Below are 23273 nucleotides of genomic sequence, written 5' to 3'. Positions count from 1 at the left end.
GTCGACCTCGACCCAACATTTCGACGGCGCTGATTCTGGGCTGACCTGCCGACAGGTCCACCCCGGTTGGCGTTGTCGCCGAACCGAACGCAGGTGGACCTTGGTGACTCTTTTACTCACCATCCGATTCCCCGTGCGCCCGCTGCGTTTCCGCACCGGGCTGCGCGGCGCGTCGCGCGAACCGACTCCGCGAAGTCGCTGATTCATCCTCACATTCCGTAAAGCGGTTCCCACGCGGGGACCGCCTTCGCCGCGCTTTGCCAAGCGAATCCCCGGATGGGGGAGTCGCGGGATGGATTTGTCATGGTTTGGATACACACAAGCGTCTCGGTCAAGGCCGCCGACGCCACCCCCAACCGTTGGGACGTTCTGGCTTTGCCGCTGGTCATCGGCCTGCTGGCGCTGATCGCCATCGGCGGGCGCCAGATGGCGGCCCCGCTGGACAGCATCGCCACCGCGCCGGTGGTTCTCGATCCCTGGATGCTGCCGGATTACGCCCTGCGTTCGACCTTGCGGATGCTGGCGGCGATGGCGGCGTCGCTGGTCTTCACCTTCACCTACGCCACGCTGGCGGCGAAAAGCCGCCGGGCGGGGATGCTGCTGATTCCGGTGCTGGACGTGCTCCAATCGGTGCCGGTGCTGGGCTACATCTCCTTCACCGTCGTCTTCTTTCTGGCGCTGTTTCCCGGCAGCGTGATGGGCGCGGAATGCGCCGCCATCTTCGCCATCTTCACCAGCCAAGCCTGGAACATGGCCTTCAGCTTTTACCAGTCGCTGCGCACCGTGCCGCGCGATCTGGACGAGGTGGCGGACGGTTTCGGCTTTTCCGGCTGGCAACGTTTCTGGGCGCTGGAAGCCCCCTACGCCGCGCCCGGTCTGGTGTGGAACATGATGATGTCGATGTCCGGCGGCTGGTTCTTCGTCGTCGCGTCCGAAGCGATCACCGTGGGCGACCAGACCATCACCCTGCCCGGCGTCGGTTCCTATCTGGCCGAGGCCATCGCCCAACAGCGGTTGGACGCCGTCGGCTGGGCGGTGCTGGCGATGCTGCTGGTCATTCTGGCCTATGACCAACTGCTGTTCCGCCCCTTGGTCGCCTGGGCCGCCAAGTTCCGCGTCGAGTTGACCGGGTCGCAGGAGTCGCCCGAATCCTGGCTGCTCGACCTGTACCAGCGCACCCGTTTCTTCCGCGCCCTCTTCGCCCCGCTCGACGCGCTGATCGGACGGGCGATCTGGTGGCGGTTGACCCTTCCCCGCGCTTTGAAGGTCGGGACGGCCGCCCGCCCGTTGACCCGCTGGTTGGACCGCGTTCCGGCGCGGTGGGTGGATGGCGCCTGGTACGCCGCGCTGGCGGTCGTCGGCCTGTATTGTGGCTGGTCGATGGTGTCCTTCATCGCCTCCGGCGCGGATTGGAGCGACGTCGGCCTCGCGTTCCTGCTGGGCGGGGCGACGCTGCTGCGGGTGATGGTTTTGATCGCGGTGGCGTCGCTGATCTGGGTGCCGCTGGGCATCCTGATCGGGCTGCGGCCCCGGCTGGCCGAAGCGGTGCAGCCCGCCGCCCAGTTCCTCGCCGCCTTTCCGGCCAATCTGCTGTTTCCGGTCGCCGTCGTGCTGATCGTCCGTTTCGACCTGAACCCGGACGTCTGGCTCAGCCCGCTGATGATCCTGGGCACCCAATGGTACATCCTGTTCAACGTCATCGCCGGAGCCGCCGCCTTCCCCAGCGATCTGAAGGAGGCCGTCGCCAATTTCCGCATCCGGGGTTGGCAATGGTGGCGCGACGTGATGCTGCCCGGCGTGTTCCCCTATTACGTCACCGGCGCCGTCACCGCGTCAGGCGGGTCGTGGAACGCCAGCATCGTCGCCGAGGCCGTCCGCTGGGGCGACACCACGCTCACCGCCCATGGGCTGGGCAGCTACATCGCGCAAGCCACCGCCGAGGGCGATTACCCCCGCATCGTGCTGGGCATCGCCGTGATGGCGCTGCTTGTCACCCTGTTCAACCGTCTGCTGTGGCGTCCGCTGTACGCCTTCGCCGAACGCCGCCTGCGCCTCGCCTGAGAAGAGGGACATCGTCATGCTGAACACCGTCAACACCACCATTTTCGAGCTGAACGGCGTCCGTCAGGCCTACCCGAAACCGTCGGGGCAGGATTACGTGGTCCTCGACGACGTCAATCTGACCCTGAAGGACGGCGAGATCGTCGGGCTGCTCGGGCGCTCCGGCTCGGGCAAATCCACTCTGCTGCGCATCGTCGCCGGGCTGGTTCGCCCGACCTCCGGCGATGTCCGCCACCATGGCGAGCCGGTCAGCGGCCCGACCGACGGGGTGGCGATGGTCTTCCAGACCTTCGCCCTGTTTCCCTGGCTGACCGTCTGGGAAAATGTCATGGCCGGGCTGAAGGCCAAGGGCGTTCCGACCAAAGAGGCCGAGGCGCGGGCCGAGGAGGCCATCGATTTGATCGGCCTGTCCGGCTTTGAATCGGCTTACCCAAAAGAGCTGTCCGGCGGCATGCGCCAGCGCGTCGGCTTCGCCCGCGCGCTGGTCGTCCACCCGGAAATCCTGCTGATGGACGAACCATTTTCCGCGCTGGACGTGCTGACGGCGGAAACGCTGCGCACCGACCTGCTCGATCTGTGGATGGAGCGGCGCTTGCCGATCAAGTCGATCCTGATGGTGACGCACAACATCGAAGAGGCGGTGCTGATGTGCGACCGCATCCTGGTTTTCTCCTCCAACCCCGGGCGGGTAGCGGCGGAAATCCGGGTCGAGCTGCCCCACCCGCGCAACCGGCTGGAACCGGATTTCCGCGCGCTGGTCGATGACATCTATGGCCTGATGACCGCGCGCAAGCCGCTGCCGCCGCTGGCGTCCCCCACCGCCAAGCGGCCTCCGGCGCACGCCGAACCAATGGTGCAGGTGTCCACCAACCTGCTGGCCGGGTTGCTGGAAACTCTGGCCTCCCCGGCCTATCACGGCAAGGCCGACCTGCCGCACCTCGCCTCGGCCTTCCAGCACGAAATCGACGATCTGTTCCCGATCGCCGAGGCCCTGCAAACGCTGGGTTTCGCCGAGGTGGCGGAGGGCGACATCCACCTGACCGAACCGGGCCGCCTGTTCGCCGAATCCGGGGTGGAGGAGCGCAAACGCCTGTTCGCCGAACATCTGGTCCTGCGCGTGCCGCTGGCCGCGCACATTCACGCCGCCCTCAAACAGGCCCCCAACCACCGGCTGCCCGCCGACCATGTCCTTGAGGAACTGACCGCCCACATGAGCGACGGCTACGCCGAAGAAACCCTGCGGGCCGTGACCAGTTGGGCGCGCTACGCCGAGCTGTTCACCTACGACGACGAAAGCGAAAGCTTCGGCTTCGAGGACGCCGAATAGACCAGAAAGCCACGGGTTGGAGGGCGCGCGACCCGTGCGCCTTCCGATTTCGTTCGTACGCATGTTCCTTGCCGAGGTCGCGCAAGCCTGTTTCGCGCAGCAATTCGTTAACCGTATCGTTTAGGCATTTGTTAAGCGCCTACCCCTAAAGTGACGGTTCGAAATTGTGGAACGCACAGTTTGGGTTGGAGCGTCCGCGCATGACACTCATCGAACACGCCTCCGGTGATCGCGGCCTCGAAATTGGCCAGGATGCGACCGTCGGGTCGACGGTTGTTGGTCCAGAGGGGCACCCCATGACGGAAAATGATCTTCCCCCCCCAACACCAAGCGTTGGGTGATGCGCCGCAAGGCGGAGGTCGTCACCGGGGTGCGATCCGGTCTTATCAGTCTGGAAGAAGCCTGCCGCCGCTACACCCTGTCGGTGGAAGAGTTTCTGTCCTGGCAGCGTCTGATCGACAGCCACGGCATGCGCGGCCTGCGCGCGACTCGGCTGCAAGATTACCGTGACGGTCCGTTGCCGGATCGCTCGCGCATCGACGCCGCCGAGTAAACAGCGCCATCCCGACGGGTCAGGCGCTCTCGCCGCAGGCCGCGTCAATCAGCGCCGCCGCCGCCGACGCCACCGCGCCGACGTCGCCATCGACGCCCAGCGTTTGCCCCGCCGAATAGGCCCCCTCCATCAACACCTGAAGATGCGCGGCCAGACGGTCGGGGTCCGCCGCCCCCGCCGCCGCCGCCAGCGCGCGCAACCGTTCGCGCACCGCCCGCTTTTGCGCCAGAGCCAGCGCGCGCGCCGGGTTGGCCGGGTCGCGCAATTCCGCCGCCGCGTTGGTGAAGGGGCAGCCCTGAAACTCCGGGTGGGCGATCCAATGGCTGAGCGCGACGAACAGCCCCTTCAACAGCCCTTTCGGATCGTCGGGATGGCGCGCCGCCATCCGGTCCCACCAACGGGCGTGCGCCTGCGCGCTGCGTTCCAGATAGGCGCAGACCAGATCATCCTTGGACGCGAAATTGCGGTAGAGGCTCATCTTGGCGACGCCGGATTGGGCGATGACGGTGTCGATGCCGACCGCGCGGATGCCCTCGCGGTAAAACAGCTCCGCCGCCGCGTCCAAAATGCGCTCGCGCGCTGATTTGCGCGGTTCCGCCATCCTCGGCGTCTTCTCGTCCATGCCCCACCCGTTTGACCATCCCCCGGAATCGGTGGATTGACAATGATACAGACCTGTCTCTATCCTGCGCTTATGAGACAGAACGGTCTCCACCATAACCGCCAACCGCGCCGAAAGGAACCAGGGGGATGCGCTATTTCGACGATCTGAGCGTGGGGGACCGCTTCACCGGCGGACCGCTGACCGTCAGCGAGGAGGAGATCATCGGCTTCGCCGGTCAGTTCGATCCCCAGCCCTTCCATCTGGACCCGGCGGCGGCGAAAGCCACCCTGTTCGGCGGCTTGGCGGCCAGCGGCTGGCACACCGCCAGCCTGACGATGCGGATGATCGTCACCAGCGACGCCAAGCTGGCCGGCGGCTACATCGGCATGGGGGTGGACACCGTCACCTGGCCAAAACCAACCCGCCCCGGCGACCAGTTGCGGATCGAGGGCGAGATTCTGGAGACCCGGTTGTCGGCCAAACGCCCCGAAAACGGCGTGGCCCGCGTGCGGATCGTCACGCTGAATCAAAAAGACGAGGTGGTGCAAACCCTGGTCGCCAACCTGCTGGCGCCGACCCGCGCCAGTCTGGCAGTGCGGGTTTGACCCCTGCGTTCTGACCATCAATCACGAAAAAAGCCGATGGACGCGTCGCGCGCCCATCGGCCTTTCTTCCGTCCTTGTGATGCCCTGAGGCTTCACAAGAGACAGTCATCACGAAGCGCGGATCGCCATATAGACAATCTGCGTGTTGGCGCCGAAATTCCCAGCCTTGGCCGTAAAGCCATTGCTGTGCTGAGCGTAGTAGGCCGCTGACACATCAGCATCCGTCGTGTTCAGCCGCAAGCCTTTGTCAAAGCCACGCGCGGTGTCCACAACCCACCAATTTCCGGAAGCGTCTTTCGGCTTTGTCAACACGAACTGAGCCGGCCACCCAAGCGCGACATTCACATCCGACGAGCCTTCGGTGTAGACGCCACATTGGATTTGACCATCCTCCGCAACGTCATGCCCGAAGGCGTAGACGATGTAGGTTTGGGTCTCCGAGTCCGCCGAGATGGTGAGGGAGTTGGCCCCCAAAGTCCAGGTGTCGCCGGCCTGAACCCCGCCGCTGGTGTCCAAGCTCGCAAAACCCGTCGCCGGGAAACTCCGATGATTGACCCACCAGTGGTTTGTCTTGGTCGTTGTTTTTGTGATCGTCATGCCGACCGTGCCAAGGGACGACAAATCAACCACAGACGCCGTGCCGTTCGTGTGGTTCACCACCACCGGCTTGAAGAAGCGCGGCGACTGACGGAACGCCCAACTCACCAAGCTGTCGCTCGCCGCGTTGAGGCTCGACGCGCCGCCGACGCTGTACCCATCACCCGTGAACCCAGTGATGGCTGCGCCGTCAGTCGCGGCCGCACTCTGCGAATTGCTGAACAGGGTGCTTGATCCACCGCGCGCCGTGTCGATCCACACAGACGCGTTGGCCGCGTTGCTGCGGGCCTTGGTCACGACAAGGCCACCGCTTCCCAGCAAATCCACACCGTTCAGGATATTCTGCGCGCTGCCGTTGCCGGTGTAGAGGGTCGTCGCGAAAACCCCCTGCAAGACGCCAAAGCCTGCGGTGTATCCCGTCGGAATCGGGTAAACGAACGCCGAAGCGCCGAAGTTGGCCGTCACATTCGTGCTGCTCGAGTTGTCATGGTCCGTGACCGCCGCATACACGCTGCCTGTGATCCCAGACCAGAGAGGAGCCGTGTTTGCCACTGGATCGCTTGCGCCAATCCAGACCCCGTTCAACCCGACATGAAGACAACCGTTCTTCAAGGCGAACTGATAGACATCACCGACTTGCTTGACCGCCGACGCCACATTGTCGATGCTGATCCCGCTGCCACATCGGTAGATCTCGGAACCGATGGTGCGGCGAGCGCCCCAGAATCCGCTTCCGCTGTGAGCGCCAGCCCAAGCCGACGTGGCGACGCCGAAGGTTTCACTGTTTGTGGCGTCATTGCAACGCACTTCCCAGTAATACCCTGTAGCCGTGCTGGCAGAAACCGAAGCGACGGATCTGACGTAGCAACTCGCGTCATACGGGCCATTGGTCGTGTTGACCGTTAAATTCGCATTCGACAGCGTGACATCGGATCCCTTGTCCAAGGGATTCCACGCCGTCGGGATGACAAGGCCCCGCGCATCGGACCCCGTCACCTGCGAAAGGATCATGTCAATCTGCATCATGCCTTGATGTCCTTGCGCAGGATGACTTCATAGTTCGCGTCCGTGCCGATGAAGATCAACCGATCAAGACCCGACGTGGTGAGGGACAGCGCCGCGCCGCCCGCCGTTTTCTTGCCCGCCGAAAACGTGATGGCGTAGCCGCCCGCGTTGGTCAGGTCGAGGATGCCGACGCCGCCATTGGCCGGGAAAACCGGAATGATCTTGCGGTCGCCGGTGACGCTGTGGGTCGCCTGATGGCCGGTGCGGAAATCCACCGTCAGTTCGTTGGGGGTGAGGCTGGTGTTCAAGGACGGCGTCACCGCCTTCAACGCGCCGTTGTAGGCCGCGTTGCCGCCCAGATTCTGATCGCCGGTGAACTGGTTGCCCGCCAGCGACGCTTTGCCGTCCAGAGCCTCTTGCAGGCCGGTCGTGTCCGACACCGTGTGGGTGTGGACCGATGGGGTGAAGGTCGTGGGCTTGTTGGTGATGCCCGCCCAATCGGTCGTCCCACTCGGCCCAACCGGCCCTTGCAGTCCCGTCGGCCCCTGAACGCCCTGTGGGCCTTCGGCGCCCGTCAGACCAATCGAACCCTGCGCGCCGGTGTCGCCCTGAACGCCCTGAGGACCCTGAGCGCCCGTCAGACCAATCGGCCCCTGCGCGCCGGTGTCGCCCTTGTCGCCCTGAACACCCTGAGGACCTTGAGCGCCCGTCAGACCAATCGGCCCCTGCGCGCCGGTGTCGCCCTTGTCACCCTGAACGCCCTGAGGACCCTGAACGCCCGTCAGACCAATCGGCCCCTGCGCGCCAGTGTCGCCCTGCAAGCCCTGAGGACCCTGAGCGCCCGTCGGACCAATCGGCCCCTGCGCGCCGGTGTCGCCCTTCACGCCCTGCTGGCCGGTGATGCCGGTTGGGCCGCTGAGGACGACATGCCACGCGGACGGGGTTCCGCCGCCATAGGTCTCCATCACGTCGAAGGTCAGGGCGCCGCTCAAGGGGTTGTAATCGACCACGATGCCCGCCATCGCGTTGGCCGGGTTGGCCGCGTCGGTGGCAAGCACCCACATCGACGGCTCAAAGCCCATTTCCGTGTCGATCACCAGAGCCTTGGTGCCGACGCCGATCGCCACCGTATGGGTCGCGGACTCGGAGCTGAGCAGGCCATTGACCTTCACCGGCAGACCAAGCAGCGTAATTGCGTTCTTGCTCACTGTTCTCTCCTTTTGAACATGGCCCCTCTGCGGCGGCGCGCGAAGGCGCCGACTGGAAGGCCGTTTCATCGAAAAAATGGGGGGATGTGGCGGGCCACAGATCGGTTCCGTCGCCCGATTCAGCCGCTTCGTTGCAAGTGCCGAAGGTTTTGGAGCCTTCGACACTCGCAATAATGGGATTATATTCTTTATTTGCGGCGGCGGCACGGGGTTTTTGAAAAAACCCGCGCCAACCTGGACACGCAGGTTTCGTCTGCCCCTTTTGCGGAACAGAACAAAGGCCGATGGACGCGTCGCGCGCCCACCGGCCTTGTTTTCAATCCGCGAAGGGTTCAGCCAGGGTTAGGGGATGTAGGCCACCACCTGGTTGGCGCCGCCGCTCTTGACCCGCGTCAGGGTCAGGGTCTGCGCGCCAGCCGACTTTTTGCGGCGGACGCTGTAATCGACGCCGGGCGTCATCATCACATACTCGTCCATCGTCACCGCGATGTTGTCGAGCGACGGGGTGAAGGACGGATTCGACGTGCTCAGCACCGCGACGATGTTCACCGTGCCGCCCATCACGTCGCTCCACGCCAGCAGACCGGCCTGAAGCTCCGCCCAACTGTTGCCCACCCCGTTCAACTGCGCCGCCGTGGCGGTGGTGGTCAAGGTCGAGCCGTCCCAGGTCATGGCGTAGCCCGACGACACCCAGGCCGAACCGTTCCACCGCGCCAAGGGCGAGGCGTAACCGTCGAACGAGGCCAGGAACCTCAGCGTGGTGCCCGGCGGCGTCGCGCCGGAGAAGGCCGCGCCGTCAATGCTGGAGAAGGCCGACAGATCCAGCGCCGAAGCCCCCGGCTTGGTCGCGACCCAATAGGGGCCGGTGACGTAATTTTGCTCACTGGAATAGGGACCAGTCGACGGCGTGAAATTGGCGGTCCAGCGGGCGGTGTTGGAGACGCGCAGTTCGTCGATGTAGCCGTTGAAGAACTCAGAACGCTCAGACCCGTTCCAAAAACTTCCGACGGTCAATGGATTGGCGTTTGCGCCCACAACGCCGCTCATGGGCGTCGTCCCTTCCAAGACCCCGTTGATGAACAGAAGCATGGCGCCGCCGTTCAAAACAGCGGCGACATGATACCATGTGTTGACCACCGCTGTGGTGGCGCTCACAGCGGAAACAGGGGTCCCCGACGTGTTGTAAAGGGTGAAGCGGAACGCGTTGCTTGTTGGAATCGTCTGGATCTGGATGGTCATGTTTGCCAGGCTCGTTGAGCCTTTCGTCACCATGCTGACGTGATTGCCTCCCCCCAGCGAGGCGAAGCGGACCTTGAAGTCAACGGTGAAGTTCCCGGTGAACGCCGAGGCGACGGTCGCGGACGGAATGTCCAGATACTGGGCCGATCCGTTGGCCGCCAGCGATCCAGAACCAAAAGCGAATTGCGCCGTTGATATGGAAAGACCGTTGCCCGGCGCCGGAATGTAAACGCCATCCTTCACCGTGCGCGCGTTCACGCTCTGGATCAACGCCGTGTTCTTGCTGAGTTCCTTCACCCATTTCTGCCCCGGCGCGCCGTTGAACACCCACAACAGCGCCGTGTCGTCATCCTGCGTCAAATTGCCGGGCGTGAAATTGGCGGTGTAGCGAGGCTTGCCGTGGGTGATGCGGAAAGAGTCGATGGCGCCGTTGAGGTAATTTAAAGACCCGTGATAGGCACCGATGAAGAGATTGTAGGATTCGCTTGTATACGAGATGTTGGTTGTAGGATTGGCTGGAGCAGAACCAACACCATTGACGTAAACCACATATCCGCGCCCATCACGAACAACAGCGAGATGAACCCAGCCGGTAGCAGTAGTGGTGGCAGACTGCGCGACAGTGGTTGCCGACGTGTTGACGGCATAAATCCAAGAACTTCTGATTGTATCGTACCAAAGATGTGGGTTTCCCTCGGTCCCATTGCTCGCACCAACAATGTTAAACACAACAGGGATTCCGGTGAACGAAGAGACATACACCCATGCTTCGATGCAGTATTGTTCCCCAATCCCGAAATAAATCGGGTGTCCGGCGCTTGGCGTGGCGAACGAAACGCTGGCGTATTGGCTCGAACCGTTCAGCTTCAAGGACGTGCTGTTGCCGCCACGGGTGTAGGTCGTGTCCAGCGCCGCCGATCCGGCAAAGGTCAGCGCCGGGTTCGTCGTATCGCCAAAGGCGTTGGTCCCATAGCTGCTCTCGCTGCTGTCCAACGTCACCACGTCGCCGTCGGCGCCGTCGAAATGGCACAGCAGGATGGTCGCGTCGTCGGTCTCGTAAGGGCTGGCCGACGGAGTGAAGTTGGAGATCCAGGCCGCTTGGCCGCGCTTGATGCGGAATTCGTCCATTTGACCGACGAAGGTGCTTGAACCAGAATAGCGGGCAATATTGAAGCATGCCGTGGTCCCGTTGAACAGGCTTCCCGTCACACCCGAGAACGTGACGGCAAGAACCCCGTTGACGAACAGATGCAGATTGGAACCACTGCGAGTCATCGCGATGTGCGTCCATGTGTTCAGCGCGTAGGTCGCCCGCGAGACACTTGGATCCGAGACATTCCATGACGTGTTGTTCGTCGAGGCGGCAACCGTAACGCCGCCGCCACTGGTGATCTCAACGCCAAGGTAATAATTTACCGCCGTGTTTCCGTACGAAAACAATGCGGCATTGGCAAAATTCGTGGCGTAAAACCACAAATCTACGGAGAAATCATCACTCCCCATATTGAAATCCGCGTGGGATTTTGAGTTCGCGACAATGACGCCGCCACCGGGAGCGCCGCCGCCCGTGCAATTGAGCGATGTGGCTCCAAATTTGGCCCGCGCATTTGTCAGAGACGACGCGCCAGAAACGGCCATTTCATGTCCAGACTTGCTGCTGTCACGGATGAACTGACTGCCGTGGCCGTCGTTGAACTGGAACAGATGGACCGTGTTGGCGTCCGTCACGAACTCAGCGGTCGGAACCATGAAACCCGCCGTGTAACGCGCGGTGTTGGACACGCGAAGTTGGTCGATCCAACCCGTGAATTTGTTCGTCAGGTCCCACGCCGCACCGATCAACATCGGACCATTCGCCACCGTGTAGGCGGTCGTCGTTGAGGCGACCGACACGCCATTCACATAGAGGCTGATGAGCGTTCCATTGCGGACCAGAGCCATATGATGCCACGCTCCGGCGACGATCACCCCAGCAGCCGAAAAAACGGCGGGCGCCGAAGCGAAGCGGAAAGAGATCGCTCCGTTGGCGGTGATCGTAATAGCCGGCCCCACCTCGGAACCAGAGTTTCTTGCATCGAAAGGAATGGCGTCGGCAAGCGTCGGCGTGTTCATCCAGAGTTCAACCGTGAAATTCTGGGTCGCCCCAAACGCCACCTTGTTGCTGGACGGAACCTTGAAATACGCCGTCCCATCGAAATAGGCGCAGTGCGTCCCGAATGGGGTGATGCCGCGTTCGTCGATGATCTCGGTCGAGCCGTTCGGGCTGTCGGCGTGGATCAGCAGCTTGGTGTTGGCGTCAACCGTCCCGCCCGCGACGTTGTGCAGGGCAAAGGCGCCGCCGGTCGCGTCGGTGCCGTTCGCGGCGTCCTGCTCGGCGTAATTGGCGCGCGTGTTGTAATTGAGGTTGAAGGTCTGACCGGCGATCTGTTCGTAGGCCGCCAGCACCAATTCGCCCGTCACCGTGGTGGTCGCGCCCGACGCCGCATAGGTCGGCGCGGTTTGCAGAACCGACGCGTCGCCACCGGCCAGCCGCCAGACGGCGCCGTCATAGGTGACGGCGTATTTCGTCCCGGCCTGGAGTTCGCCGCCGCTCAGCACCGCGCCGTTCGCCTTGCGCAGAGCGACCGCGCCGGTCCCCGACACGTTCAGGGTGACGGGGCCGCTGTTGCTGACCGTGGCGATGAACTCATAGGAAGGGTTGCCGGTCAGGCCGCTCAAGGCCGGGGTCGGCGTCAGAGTCGGCGCGTTGGCGACGCCGCCGGAATTCCCGGCCCAGACCACCCCCGGCCCCTGCGGACCCGTGGCGCCGACCGGACCCTGGACACCCTGTGGACCTTCCGCGCCCGTCAGACCAACCGGACCCTGCGCCCCAGTGTCGCCCTTGTCGCCCTGCGGACCCTGGACGCCCTGCGGACCTTGCGGACCCGTCAGACCAATCGGACCCTGCGCCCCGGTGTCGCCCTGGTCGCCCGGCGGACCCTGGACGCCCTGCGGGCCTTGCGGACCCGTCGCGCCAATCGGACCCTGCGCCCCAGTGTCGCCCTTGTCGCCCTGCGGACCCTGGACGCCCTGCGGACCTTCCGCACCCGTCGCGCCAACCGGACCCTGCGCCCCGGTGTCGCCCTTGTCACCCTGAGGACCCTGGACGCCCTGCGGACCTTGCGGACCCGTCAGGCCAACCGGACCCTGCACCCCTGTGTCGCCCTTGTCGCCCTGCGGACCAACCGGGCCGATGACGCCTTGCGGGCCTTGCGGACCAACCTCGCCCTGGATTCCCTGCGGGCCGGTCAGGCCGGTCTGGCCGCTGACGGCGATCATCCAGGACGCGGGCGTGCCGCCGCCGCGCGCATCGACCACCTGGATGGTCAGAGCGCCGCTCGACGGGTTGTAATCGACCACCGAACCGGCCATGGAGTTGGCCGGGTTGGCGGCGTCGCTGGCGACCACCCACATGGAGGGTTCAAAGCCCTTGCCGGTGTCGACCATCAGCAGCTTGACGCCCGCGCCAATGGCGACGGTGCTGACCGAGGACCGGGCGCTGAGCAGGCCGTTGGCCGCCACAGGCAGGCCAACCAAAGTAATGCCGTTGTTGCTCACAGAAATCTCCTTGGGACATGGGAAGCCTGCGACGGCGCGCGACAGCGGCGCCGACTCGGGTGGGCGTTCCATTGGGAAAGGGGGCGTGAGACGCCGCGCGCCGGGCTGGTTATCCGGTTGGGCCGGTCGGTCGCGGGATCTTGATCGGCATTTGGTCCTTCGACCATCGCCTTTTTAGGAATTTATGGCGGTATCCATCCCGCAGGCAACATGTTTTTGAAAATGCGCGCCGCCGACGGAGAGCCGATCCGTCCCCACCGCGCGGGCATGAAAAAGGCGGCGAATCCGTTATGGATTCGCCGCCCGACACTCTGTGTTCTCAAAAGCGCTGGATCGCGCCGCGTCGCCTCACCAGTGGCGCAGCGGCCCGACGTCGACATGGACGAAATTGCTCTCCGGGTAGTAACCGACCCCGCCGCCGCGCAGGCTCAGGGCCGCGCGGTGAAGGTGGCGGATCGCCAGACCCGGCACCCGCAGGTCAATGGCCTTGCCCTGCATGTGATAGCTGTTCTGCGCCACGCCGGAGCCGTCGGCCTCGCGCAGCAGGGCGTTGCTTTCCGGCGAACGGTAGGCCGACACGATCTGGATCGGGCCACGGCTGCCCAGCTTGCGGCCCAGCGCGTGGACCAGATCCAACAGCTTGGGGTCGATGGCGTGAACCGCGCCGGTGCGATGGTCGCGCAGAACCCGGTTGATCTCGCGCATCCCGTCGCGTTGATAACGGCCCTTCGACCAATATTCAGCGCTGATGCGCTCGCCCGTGTGCAGATTGACCAGAGACAATTGGCGAGGCGGCGCCCGCATGGCGGCTTCGGATTCCTCCGGCGCCATCATCGTGGCGGCGGCGGCGGTCAGGCCCAAGGCCGCCCGCAAGAGATGACGGCGGTCCAGCGGGCGCGCCGCACAATCATCGGAGCCGGCCACCGTCATCGACGGGGCGTCCATGTTGGTCGTCATGCTGTCTCGTATCCCCTGATTCAGCCAACCCCCAGCCCACACCAGGAATCGCGCCATCGCAATACGGCCCCACCGGGCAAAGCTCTTTTACGGGGATCCCCGCCCCAGATGTCAAGACAGCAATGAAGGGCCGATGGAAAGAAAAGGCCGGATTGGCGGTTTCCCAAACATCCACCCGTCATTCCCACCATCCGCAATCATCACAAACTTGAAACACAGGACCACGCTCGCGCCGCATCGCCACAGAGCCGCGCCGTCGAGTCGCGCCCGGCTCCCGATCGGCCAAACGCAAGAGACAAGGAACGGACCGTAAAACCCTGCCGAAGGCCATAGACGTTTCATCCAAACGGCCTCAACGAAAAGATAAGGTCCGTTTCCTCATGCCTTCAGCCTTCGGTAAGGAATTGGACCGCATGATCGCAGCATCGAAACTCTTACGTGGCGTCATCGTCCCGTGCCCACGGCCATCACCACACCCCCTTCCTCTGCGTCTTTCTTTCGGCTCGATCAGTTGGCCGAGGTGTTGGACCGCCATGCCCGCTGGGTCAAAGGCCAGCCGGGCGGCGCGCGCGCCAACCTCGCCATGGCCGACCTGGAAGGGGTGGACCTGTCGCAGCGCGATCTGCGCGGCGCCCGGCTGGTCGGGGCCAAATTGGCGCGCGGGCGGCTGAACGGGGCCAATCTGGCTGGGGCCGATCTGTTCGGGGTCGATTTGCGCGACGCCGACATCAGCCGCGCCAACCTGATGCAGACGGATCTGCGCGGCGCGCGGCTGCGGGCTGCGGACTTCTCCAACGCCAATTTGAAGGGCGCCGACCTGCGGTCCGGCACGCTGGAGCCGGGCGGCGCCGCCCGACGCGGCTCCACTCCCGACGAACAGGACGCCGAGGCCGCCCGTCTGGTGCACAAGGTGGCGCTCGCCCACATCCATGGCGAGGCGGTGATCCCCAACCAGGGCGTTCCCACCGATCTCACCGGGGCCGTCCTGTGCGGCGCCAACCTGACCGAAGCTGATTTGGCCGGGTCGCTGTTGCAAAACGCCGACCTGAGCGGCGCCAACCTGACTCGCGCCAACCTGACCGGAGCGCGGTTGAACGGGGCCAATTTGTCGGGGGCGTCGCTGGACGGCGCCCGCTTCGACAACGCCGATCTGGTCGGCACCCGGATGGCCGACTGCGATCTGTCGCAGGCCCGCATGAGCGCGGCCCAGACGACCCGCCCCATGGACAGCATGCGGTCGGAGATCCAGCGCGTCATCTTCGATCATGAACGTTGGATCGACAGCTTCGGCCAACGCGGCGAGCGCGCCGACCTTGATGGGGCCGACCTCTGCCGCGCCGATCTGCGCGACGTCAATCTCAGCGCCGCGTCGATGCGCGGGGCGAATTTGTCAGCGGCGGCCCTGACCGGCGCCCGCCTGATGATGGCGGACCTGTCCGGCGCCAATCTGGAAGGGGCCAATCTGATGGGCGCCGATTTGTCCGGCGCCAACCTCAGCTACGCCATCCTGACCGGCGCCGATCTGACCCGAGTCCGGCTGGGACCGGCGGCGATCAAGGATCCGTCGGGCCGCCCGACCGGGCGATCTTGGGCGGCCAATTTGATGGGCGCCGACCTGCGCCGCGCCCTGCTGGTCAACTCCTGTCTGGTCCAGGCCAATCTGTCCGAAGCCAATCTGGAAAGCGCCGAGATGGACGGCGCCGATCTGGACGGGGCCAAGCTGCAACGCGCCACCCTGCCCGGCGCCCCACCCCGGCGGCGATGACGCCTCCCGTCGGCCGCGATCTTACGGCAGGGTGATCGTCACCGTTGTGCCGACGCCGGGCGCGCTGTCCACCGTCAACGTCCCGCCATGCGCCTCAATGAAACGGCGAGCCAATGGCAGGCCAAGCCCAGTTCCCGATTCTGATTTCGTCAGGTAATTGGTGATCTGCCGAAACGGTTCCATGGCGATCTGAACCTCATCCTCGGACATGCCGATGCCCGTGTCGGCGATGGTGATGACCGCGCCGCTCCCCCCCGCGCCCGCCGCCGCTTCGATCCGCACCGAGCCGCCGGGAGGGGTGAATTTGATCGCGTTGGACAAGATGTTCAACACCGCCTGACGCAACCGCACCCCATCGACCAGCACCTGCAAGGCAGGGTCGAAATCCCCCGCCGACACCGTCACCCCTTTGCGCGCCGCCAGCGCTTCCACCAGCCCCAGGCAATCGGCCAGCACCTCGCCCAGGACAACGCGGGACCGGAACAGCTCCAACTGCCCGGCCTCGATCTTCGCCATGTCCAGCAGTTCGTTCACGAGGTCGAGCAGATGGCGGCCGGATTGATGGATCGCTTGGATGTATTCGCCATGCTTGGCCGACGGCGCGCCAAAAATGCCGGACAGAATCGCCTCGGTAAAACCAAGAATGGCGTTCAGCGGCGTGCGCAGCTCATGGCTCATGTTGGCCAGAAACTCGCTTTTCGCCCGGCTGGACGCTTCGGCATGCTCCTTTTCGGCCACCAAGCGCCGCCGCTGCTCCATCAGCAAGGCGTCGCGGGCGCGGCGCATTTCCTGCTCAGCCTTGCGGCGGCGCCGGAGGGAGCGCGAGACCAGCAAGGCCAGCGCCAACGTCGCCAGACAGGCGACCAGCCCGCCACCAACCACGGCGATGCGGGTGACGGCCAATCGCTGCGTCACCATATCGACCGGCACCCCCAGCGCCACCGACCATTGCGTGTCGGCAGAACGGTGAACCACCGTGTAAACGTCGCCGCCATCCTTGGTTTTGGACAGAAACAGCCCTTTGGCGCCCGACGCCAGATAACCTTCCAGAGACGGCGTGATCCGCTGACCGAGATAGGCGGCGGCGGCGTGCGACCTAGCGGCGATCAGCATGGCCGGATCAATGATGGCAACGGTCCAGTTCGACGGGATGCTGCGCGTTTTCAACACATCCGCCAGCCCTTCCAGCCCGACCGCCAACGACATCACATAACGGACCTGATCGTCAGCGAAGATCGGGCTGCGCAGGACCAACGACGACCGCCCCGGCGGCCCGCCCGGCGGCAAAACGCCGCCGACCACCGACCGCCCGGTCATCACCGCCTTGCGGGTGACATGGTCCAGACGGGGCGGCGGCAGGGGCTGCACCCCCAACGGGTAATGGGTGTGAAAGACAAAGCGGTTGCTCTCCGCCCCGATCAGCCCCATGGCCAGCCAGCCATTCTGGCTGTGCGCGGCGGCGGTGGTCTGGGCGTAGAGGGCGGGCAGATTGTCGACCTCCGTTTTAGACAGCGCGGTGAGCAGCTCCAGCGGACGGATCTGGCTGGCCAACTCCCGGTCCACGCTGGCCGACAGCGATTGCGCCATCGACCGCAAATCCGCCTCAAGCTCCGCCTGCTGACGGTTGTCCAAAAGCCAGACCATCACCGCCGCGAACAGCAGCAACGGCGCGATGACCGCCAGCCCCAGCGCCATGAATGAGGTGGGCAGACGCAAGCCTGATGCTCCTGGGGTCATGGTCCGGCGCGCGTCATGCGGCGCCACGGCAATTTTATTAAACTATTGCTCAACCCGCCCCCGTCAACAAGCGCGTCAGCTCCACCGCCGTCTTGACCCGCATCTTTTCAAAGACGTGGGAGCGATGCACCTCAACCGTTCGCATGCTGATGCCCAGCTCTTCGGCGATCACCTTGTTCAGGCGACCGGCGACGACCAACTCCATCACCTGACGCTCCCGCTGGGTCAGGCTGGCGATCCGCGCCGCCAACCCCGCCTGCCCGGCCTCGCGCACCCGTTGGTCATGGTCGAAGGCCAGGGCGCCGATCACCCGATCCACCAGCTCGTTGTCGTTGAACGGCTTCTCGACGAAATCGCGAGCGCCCTTCTTCAACGCGCCAACGGCGATGGGGACATCGCCATGGCCGGTCAGAAAGATCACCGGCATCCGGCTGCCCTGGGCCAGCAGACGGTCGAACAGCTCCAACCCGCTCATCCCGTCCATGCGGATGTCGAGCAGCAGACAGCCCGTCGTCTCCGGCGTCCAGGCGTCGAGAAAGGCTTGCGCCGATTCCCACCCGATCACCGGGACGTTGCGCGACTGGAACAGCCAGCCGAGCGCGTCGCGGATCGCCTCGTCATCATCGACGATGTGCAGGGTGGTCATCAGACGGTCTCCACAGGCGGAATCGGCATGGAATTGGGCAGGACAGGCAGGGTGAACAGGAAGCGCGAACCACCGCCGGGCGCCGCCTCGAACCACAGGCGCCCATGATGGTGCTCGACGATGGACCGGCAGATGTTCAGGCCCATTCCCATACCTTCGCTTTTCGTCGTGAAAAAGGGCGAAAACAGCCCGTCGGCGATCTCCGGCGCGATGCCGCACCCTCGATCACGGATGTCGGTCAACAGCGCGCCATCCTCGGTGGTGGTCACGGTGACAGACAGGCGGCGTTCGGCGCGTGGCGTCTTGGCCATCGCCTCGATGCCGTTGCGCATCAGGTTCAGCACCACCTGCTGCAACAGGATGCGGTCGCCCGCCACCAGCGGCAAATCCGCCGACGCCGACAGCTCCACCCGCACCCCCAGCCGGACGGCGTCGGCGCCCATCAGCCCGACGCAATCCTCCAGCACCTCGGCCAGCGAGCAGGGGGCGACGTTCGGTTCGCTCTTGCGCACGAAGTCATGGACCCGGCGGACGATCAACCCGGCCCGGCGGGCTTGGGCCGCCAGCTTGTCGAGCGCGGCGGCGACCTCCTGCGTGTCGAAACGGTCGGAGCGCAAACGGTTCAAACAGCCGGTGCAGTAGCTGGCGATGGCCGACAGCGGCTGATTCAACTCATGCGCCAGAGTGGAGGCCATTTCGCCCATGGTGATGAGGCGGGAGGTCTGTTGCAGCCGTTCCTGCTGCTGGCGCGCCAGATCCTCGGCCTTCTTGCGTTCGGTGATGTCCAGCACCGACCCCATCCAGCCGGTGTGCCGCCCGTTGGCGTCGATCAGCGGCGCTTCGTAGATCAGCGCGTCGAACCGCTCGCCATTGGCCCGGCGGAAGCGCATTTCCAAGCCGCTTTCCGGCGCGCGGCCCGCCAGAACCTCGCGGAACGCCGCCTCGGCCCGGTCAAGATCCTCGGGCAACCAATAAGGCATCGGCGGACCGCGCCCGACCATCGCGTCGGCGGGCCAACCGACCATGCGGCAGAAGGCCGGATTCACATAGGTGATGCGCCCGTCGAGATCGCGGGCGCGCATCCCCACCGTCAGGCTGTCTTCCATCGCCTTGCGGAAGGCGTGTTCGGCCCGCAGCGCCTCTTCCGCGCGCAACCGCCCGGCGATGTGTCGGCGCAGCGACCACAGGCTCCACAGCGCCGACCCGGTCAACCCGAAGATCGCCACCACCAGAATGGTCCGGGTGGCGTTGCTGTCGCTGGGATAGGCGGTGACGACCAACGACACGCCATGGCCTGGAGGGTCGAAGGGGATGACGTGGCTGCGCGCCGGATCGGGGGCGCTGTCCAATCCCGTCGAGCCGATCACCGACAGCCGCGACTTGGCCCCCAACACCGACCCGCGCACATCGGTGATTTCCAACTGGTAGCGTTGGGCGAACCACCAGGGCACATGGTGAGTCAGCATCGCCTCGAACGAGAACACCCCGACCAGCGCCCCGGCAAAGCTTCCGTTGCGGTAGAGCGGGAACACCACGTCAAAGCCAACGTCGGTGGCGTCGATCCGGTAGGGCGTTCCATAGGCCCGCAAACCAGACGAACGAGCGATGCGAAAGGCGTCGGCGCGGGCGGACGGGGCCTCATCCGGTTCCGGCCCGCTTTCCGGCGTCGCTTCGGCGGGTGGTTCAACCAGACGGGCGCCCCCTTGGGCGTCGAGCCACAACACCCGTTCGATGGCCGGATTCGTGTTGACGATCAGATGGGCCATGTCGGCGACCTGCCGCACATCCGCCGTTTCACGCCCCAGCCCCTCGGCCAGACGCTCCAGCTTGTCCTCGTCGGAGGTCAGTTGAAAGCGCATGTTCTGCTCGATCCACAGCGCGTCCTTGATGAGTTCCAGCGCTTGCTCGTCTCGCTCGTTTCGCTGAAGCAGCCACAAAAAGGCCCCCAGCAGCACGACGACCAGCACCATGGCGACGATGGGCATGGCGTGACGAATTGCGCGCAACGGGCGCGGAGCGGCGCCCCGCCCATCGGTCGCGAGCGACCCGGATGCAGGAAAAGGCTCAATCGGATGAGGGGGATAAGGAAGCGGATCGGACACGTCGTCAAGAAACCGAAGGTGGCGGGCAGGTTCTGCGGATTTCCACAATAGCCTCGAACGCGTTCATGTTGAAGAATGCACCATAAGTCCGAAGCCGGATATTCGGCTATACGGACAATTTCAGAGAAGGGACGCACCCATGAAGCTCGTGACTCTCCTGTGCGCCGCTGCGGTCGGCTGCCTGATGTCGGCCCCTGTGGCTCTGGCCCAGGATCAGATCCTCATCAAGTTCAGCCACGTCGTCGCCCCGGACACGCCCAAGGGCAAGGGTGCCGAGAAATTCAAGGAGCTGGCTGAAAAGGCCACCGCTGGCAAGGTGAAGATCGAGGTCTATCCCAACAGCCAGCTCTACAAGGACAAGGAAGAGCTTGAGGCGTTGCAGTTGGGCGCGGTCCAGATGCTGGCCCCCTCGCTCGCCAAGTTCGGCCCGCTGGGCGCCAAGGAATTCGAGGTCTTCGACCTTCCCTATATTTTCCCGAACAAGACCGTTCTGCGCCGCATCACCGAGGGGCCGATCGGCAAGCAACTGTTCCAGAAGCTGGAATCGAAGGGCATCGTCGGTCTGGCCTATTGGGACAACGGCTTCAAAATCATGAGCGCCAACAAGCCGCTCATCAAGCCGGAGGACATGAAGGGCCAGAAGATGCGCATCCAATCGTCCAAGGTGCTGGACGCCCAGATGCGTTCCTTGGGCGCCTTGCCGCAGGTCATGGCCTTCTCGGAGGTCTATCAGGCGCTTCAGACCGGCGTCGTTGACGGCACGGAAAACCCGCCGTCCAACATGTACACCCAGAAAATGCACGAAGTGCAAAAGCACGCCACGATCACCGAACATGGCTATCTTGGCTATGCGGTCATCGTGAACAAGAAGTTCTGGGACGGGCTGCCCACCGACATCCGCACCGCGCTGGACGGCGCGATGAAGGAGGCGACGGCCTACGCCAACGACATCGCCCAGAACGAAAACGACGTGGCGATGGCGCAAATGAAGGCGTCGGGCAAGACCCAGTTCCACACCCAGACCCCGGACGAGCGGGCGGCCTGGATGAAGGCGCTGCTTCAGGTCCACAAGGACGTGGAATCCCGCGTCGGCAAGGATCTGATCGAGTCGATCTACAAGGAAGCCGCCGCCGCCGGCGTGAAGATGTAAGGGACGCCGCCCGTCTTTCCCCTCTCCCGTTCCGGGAGAGGGTGGCCCGACAGGGCCGGGTGAGGGGCTTTCTGGGAGCCGCGCTCCCATCCTTGCAACCCCCTCACCCTCCCCACGCTCACGCGTGTGGCCCCTCCCTCTCCCGAGACGGGAGAGGGCCTGAACGCCTCCGCACACGCTTGGCCCTCCGCACATCCGGGAGTTTCCCGCCATGATCCTCCGCTTGCTCGACCGCCTGGAGGAGACGTTGATCGCCTCCCTCATGGCGGCGGCGACGCTCGTCATCTTTGTCGCCGTTGTTCACCGTTACATCTCCGGCATCCCGGTCATTCAGGATTTTGTCCTGAGCTGGGATTTCTCCTGGGCGCAGGAACTCTGCATCTACATGTTCGTCTGGATGGCCAAATTCGGCGCCGCGTATGGCGTGCGCACCGGCATCCATGTCGGCGTCGACGTCGTCATCAACCGGATGCCGCCCGCGCTGCACTGGAAATTCGTCTTGATCGGGCTTGGGGCGGGGGCGCTGTTCACCGGCACCGTCGGCTCGCTGGGCGCCAGCTTCGTCTACCACATCGCGCAGACCGAACAGGTGTCGGCGGATTTGGAAATGCCGATGTGGATCGTCTATCTGGCAGTTCCACTGGGATCCTACCTGATGTGCTTCCGTTTCCTTCAGGTCGCCGCAGGCTTCCTGCGCACGGGTGAATTGCCCCACCACGATCACGCCCATGTCGACGGCATCGACCCGGTCGAAGCCGCCAAGGAAGGAGGCCCAGCATGAGCGCCGCCATCATCTTCGGGCTGCTGCTGGTCCTGATGCTGACCGGCATGCCGATTTCGATTTCGCTCGGCCTGACCGTTCTGACCTTCCTCTTCACCATGACCGACGTGCCGATCAACGCCGTCGCGCTGAAGCTGTTCACCGGCATCGAGAAGTTCGAGATCATGGCGATCCCGTTCTTCATCCTGGCGGGCAACTTCCTGACCCATGGCGGCGTCGCCCGGCGCATGATCAATTTCGCCACCTCGATGGTCGGCCATTGGCACGGCGGGTTGGGGTTGGCGGGCGTCATGGCCTGCGCGCTGTTCGCGGCGGTGTCGGGGTCCAGCCCGGCCACCGTGGTCGCCATCGGCTCGATCATCCTGCCCGCCATGGTGGCGCAGGGCTTCCCCAAACAATTTGGCGCGGGCATCGTCACCACGTCGGGCGCGCTGGGCATCTTGATCCCGCCGTCCATCGTCATGGTGATGTATTGCGTCGCCACCACCGGCCACCCGCAAGCCGCGTCCATCGGCCAGATGTTCATCGCAGGCGTGGTGCCCGGCCTGATGCTGGCCTTCCTTCTGGGCCTGACCACCTGGTACCGCGCCCGCAAATTCGGCTTCCCGCGTCTGCCCAAGGCCAGCGCGGCCCAACGCATCAGCGCGCTGCGTGAAAGCTTCTGGGGCCTGCTGCTGATCGTCGTGGTGATGGGCGGCATCTACAGCGGTATCTTCACCCCGACCGAAGCGGCGGCGATGGCGGCGGTTTACGCCTTCATCGTGGCGGTCTTCGTCTACAAGGACATGCCGCTCAGCCGCGTGCCGAAGGTGCTGCTGGACAGCGCCAGCATGTCGGCGATGCTGCTCTACATCATCACCAACGCCGTGCTGTTCTCGTTCCTGATGACGTCGGAACAGATTCCGCAGGCGATGGCCGCCTGGATCATGGACCAGAACATGGGCGTCTGGGTGTTCCTGCTGGTGGTGAACATCCTGCTGTTGGCGGCTGGCAATTTCATGGAGCCGTCGTCCATCGTCCTGATCCTGGCGCCGATCCTGTTCCCAGTCGCCATGAAGCTGGGCATTGATCCGGTGCATTTCGGCATCATCATGGTGGTCAACATGGAGGTTGGCATGTGCCACCCCCCGGTCGGCCTCAATCTTTACGTCGCCAGCGGCATCACCAAGATGGGCATCACCGAGTTGACCGTGGCCGTCTGGCCGTGGCTGCTGACCATGCTGCTCTTCCTGGGCGCCGTCACCTACATCCCGGCGATCACCCTGTGGTTCCCGCGTTTGTTGGGCTTTATGTAACGTTTCCCGCGCGTGGATTGAGAGGCGGCGGCGCGCGTTCAACG

16 protein-coding genes are annotated in these 23273 nt (G+C 64.5%); 8 read left to right on the top strand and 8 right to left on the bottom strand.

Going from position 1 to position 23273, the window contains the following annotated elements:
• The first annotated feature begins 303 nt into the window (after window positions 1–303).
• From D3877_RS19245 to D3877_RS19235, 3 genes are all read left to right on the top strand, one after another.
• Complete coding sequence (locus D3877_RS19245) at window positions 304–2061, top strand: ABC transporter permease (protein WP_119832557.1); 1758 nt, start codon at window positions 304–306, stop codon at window positions 2059–2061.
• Window positions 2062–2077: 16 nt separating this feature from the next.
• Window positions 2078–3388, top strand: a complete 1311-nt coding sequence (locus D3877_RS19240) for an ABC transporter ATP-binding protein (RefSeq protein ID WP_119832274.1) — start codon at window positions 2078–2080, stop codon at window positions 3386–3388.
• A gap of 340 nt (window positions 3389–3728) precedes the next feature.
• Window positions 3729–3941 (top strand): DUF1153 domain-containing protein, encoded by a 213-nt coding sequence (locus D3877_RS19235; RefSeq protein ID WP_476561133.1) that lies wholly within the window; start codon window positions 3729–3731, stop codon window positions 3939–3941.
• Window positions 3942–3960: 19 nt separating this feature from the next.
• Here D3877_RS19235 and D3877_RS19230 read toward each other — a convergent pair whose 3' ends face one another.
• Complete coding sequence (locus tag D3877_RS19230) at window positions 3961–4563, bottom strand: TetR/AcrR family transcriptional regulator (protein ID WP_238474965.1); 603 nt, start codon at window positions 4561–4563, stop codon at window positions 3961–3963.
• Between the two features lie 128 nt (window positions 4564–4691).
• On the opposite strand from D3877_RS19230, the gene D3877_RS19225 reads away from it, so the two are divergent.
• Entirely contained in the window at window positions 4692–5150 is a 459-nt protein-coding gene (locus D3877_RS19225) for a MaoC family dehydratase (protein ID WP_119832272.1), read from the top strand.
• 108 nt (window positions 5151–5258) lie between these two features.
• Here the strand turns inward: D3877_RS19225 and D3877_RS19220 are convergent, their stop codons facing one another.
• The 4 genes from D3877_RS19220 to mepK form a co-directional block, all read right to left on the bottom strand.
• On the bottom strand, window positions 5259–6773 hold the full coding sequence (locus tag D3877_RS19220; protein WP_119832271.1) for a DUF7483 domain-containing protein: 1515 nt from the start codon (window positions 6771–6773) through the stop codon (window positions 5259–5261).
• Window positions 6770–7960 carry a collagen-like domain-containing protein gene (locus tag D3877_RS29530; protein WP_199720840.1) on the bottom strand — a complete coding sequence of 397 codons (1191 nt, stop codon included), beginning with the start codon at window positions 7958–7960 and terminating at the stop codon, window positions 6770–6772. The genes D3877_RS19220 and D3877_RS29530 overlap by 4 nt, the downstream gene beginning before the upstream one ends.
• A gap of 342 nt (window positions 7961–8302) precedes the next feature.
• Window positions 8303–12796 (bottom strand): LamG-like jellyroll fold domain-containing protein, encoded by a 4494-nt coding sequence (locus D3877_RS19210; protein ID WP_199720839.1) that lies wholly within the window; start codon window positions 12794–12796, stop codon window positions 8303–8305.
• A 348-nt stretch (window positions 12797–13144) separates the two neighbouring features.
• Window positions 13145–13753, bottom strand: a complete 609-nt coding sequence (mepK, locus tag D3877_RS19205; protein ID WP_238474964.1) for a peptidoglycan L,D-endopeptidase MepK — start codon at window positions 13751–13753, stop codon at window positions 13145–13147.
• 454 nt (window positions 13754–14207) lie between these two features.
• On the opposite strand from mepK, the gene D3877_RS19200 reads away from it, so the two are divergent.
• Window positions 14208–15518, top strand: a complete 1311-nt coding sequence (locus D3877_RS19200; protein ID WP_119832269.1) for a pentapeptide repeat-containing protein — start codon at window positions 14208–14210, stop codon at window positions 15516–15518.
• Window positions 15519–15539: 21 nt separating this feature from the next.
• On the opposite strand, the gene D3877_RS19195 is transcribed toward D3877_RS19200, so the two are convergent.
• The 3 genes from D3877_RS19195 to D3877_RS19185 all read right to left on the bottom strand — a co-directional run bounded on the left by D3877_RS19195 (window position 15540) and on the right by D3877_RS19185 (window position 19886).
• Entirely contained in the window at window positions 15540–17234 is a 1695-nt protein-coding gene (locus D3877_RS19195; protein ID WP_238474963.1) for a sensor histidine kinase, read from the bottom strand.
• 70 nt (window positions 17235–17304) lie between these two features.
• A complete protein-coding gene (locus D3877_RS19190; RefSeq protein ID WP_119832268.1) occupies window positions 17305–17901 on the bottom strand; it encodes a response regulator transcription factor in 597 nt (198 codons plus the stop codon).
• Window positions 17901–19886, bottom strand: a complete 1986-nt coding sequence (locus tag D3877_RS19185; RefSeq protein WP_119832267.1) for a sensor histidine kinase — start codon at window positions 19884–19886, stop codon at window positions 17901–17903. Before D3877_RS19185 ends, D3877_RS19190 begins: the two co-directional genes overlap by 1 nt.
• A gap of 256 nt (window positions 19887–20142) precedes the next feature.
• Between D3877_RS19185 and D3877_RS19180 the strand changes: the two genes are divergently transcribed.
• The 3 genes from D3877_RS19180 to D3877_RS19170 all read left to right on the top strand — a co-directional run bounded on the left by D3877_RS19180 (window position 20143) and on the right by D3877_RS19170 (window position 23229).
• The gene (locus D3877_RS19180) at window positions 20143–21153 is read left to right on the top strand and encodes a TRAP transporter substrate-binding protein (protein WP_119832266.1); all 1011 of its coding nucleotides are present in this window, start codon (window positions 20143–20145) and stop codon (window positions 21151–21153) included.
• A gap of 211 nt (window positions 21154–21364) precedes the next feature.
• On the top strand, window positions 21365–21934 hold the full coding sequence (locus D3877_RS19175; RefSeq protein ID WP_119832265.1) for a TRAP transporter small permease: 570 nt from the start codon (window positions 21365–21367) through the stop codon (window positions 21932–21934).
• A complete protein-coding gene (locus D3877_RS19170) occupies window positions 21931–23229 on the top strand; it encodes a TRAP transporter large permease (protein ID WP_119832264.1) in 1299 nt (432 codons plus the stop codon). The genes D3877_RS19175 and D3877_RS19170 overlap by 4 nt, the downstream gene beginning before the upstream one ends.
• Window positions 23230–23273: the final 44 nt, after the last annotated feature.

Source organism: Azospirillum cavernae, assembly GCF_003590795.1.
GTDB classification, from domain to species: domain Bacteria; phylum Pseudomonadota; class Alphaproteobacteria; order Azospirillales; family Azospirillaceae; genus Azospirillum; species Azospirillum cavernae.
This window is presented reverse-complemented; position numbering and strand designations above follow the sequence as displayed.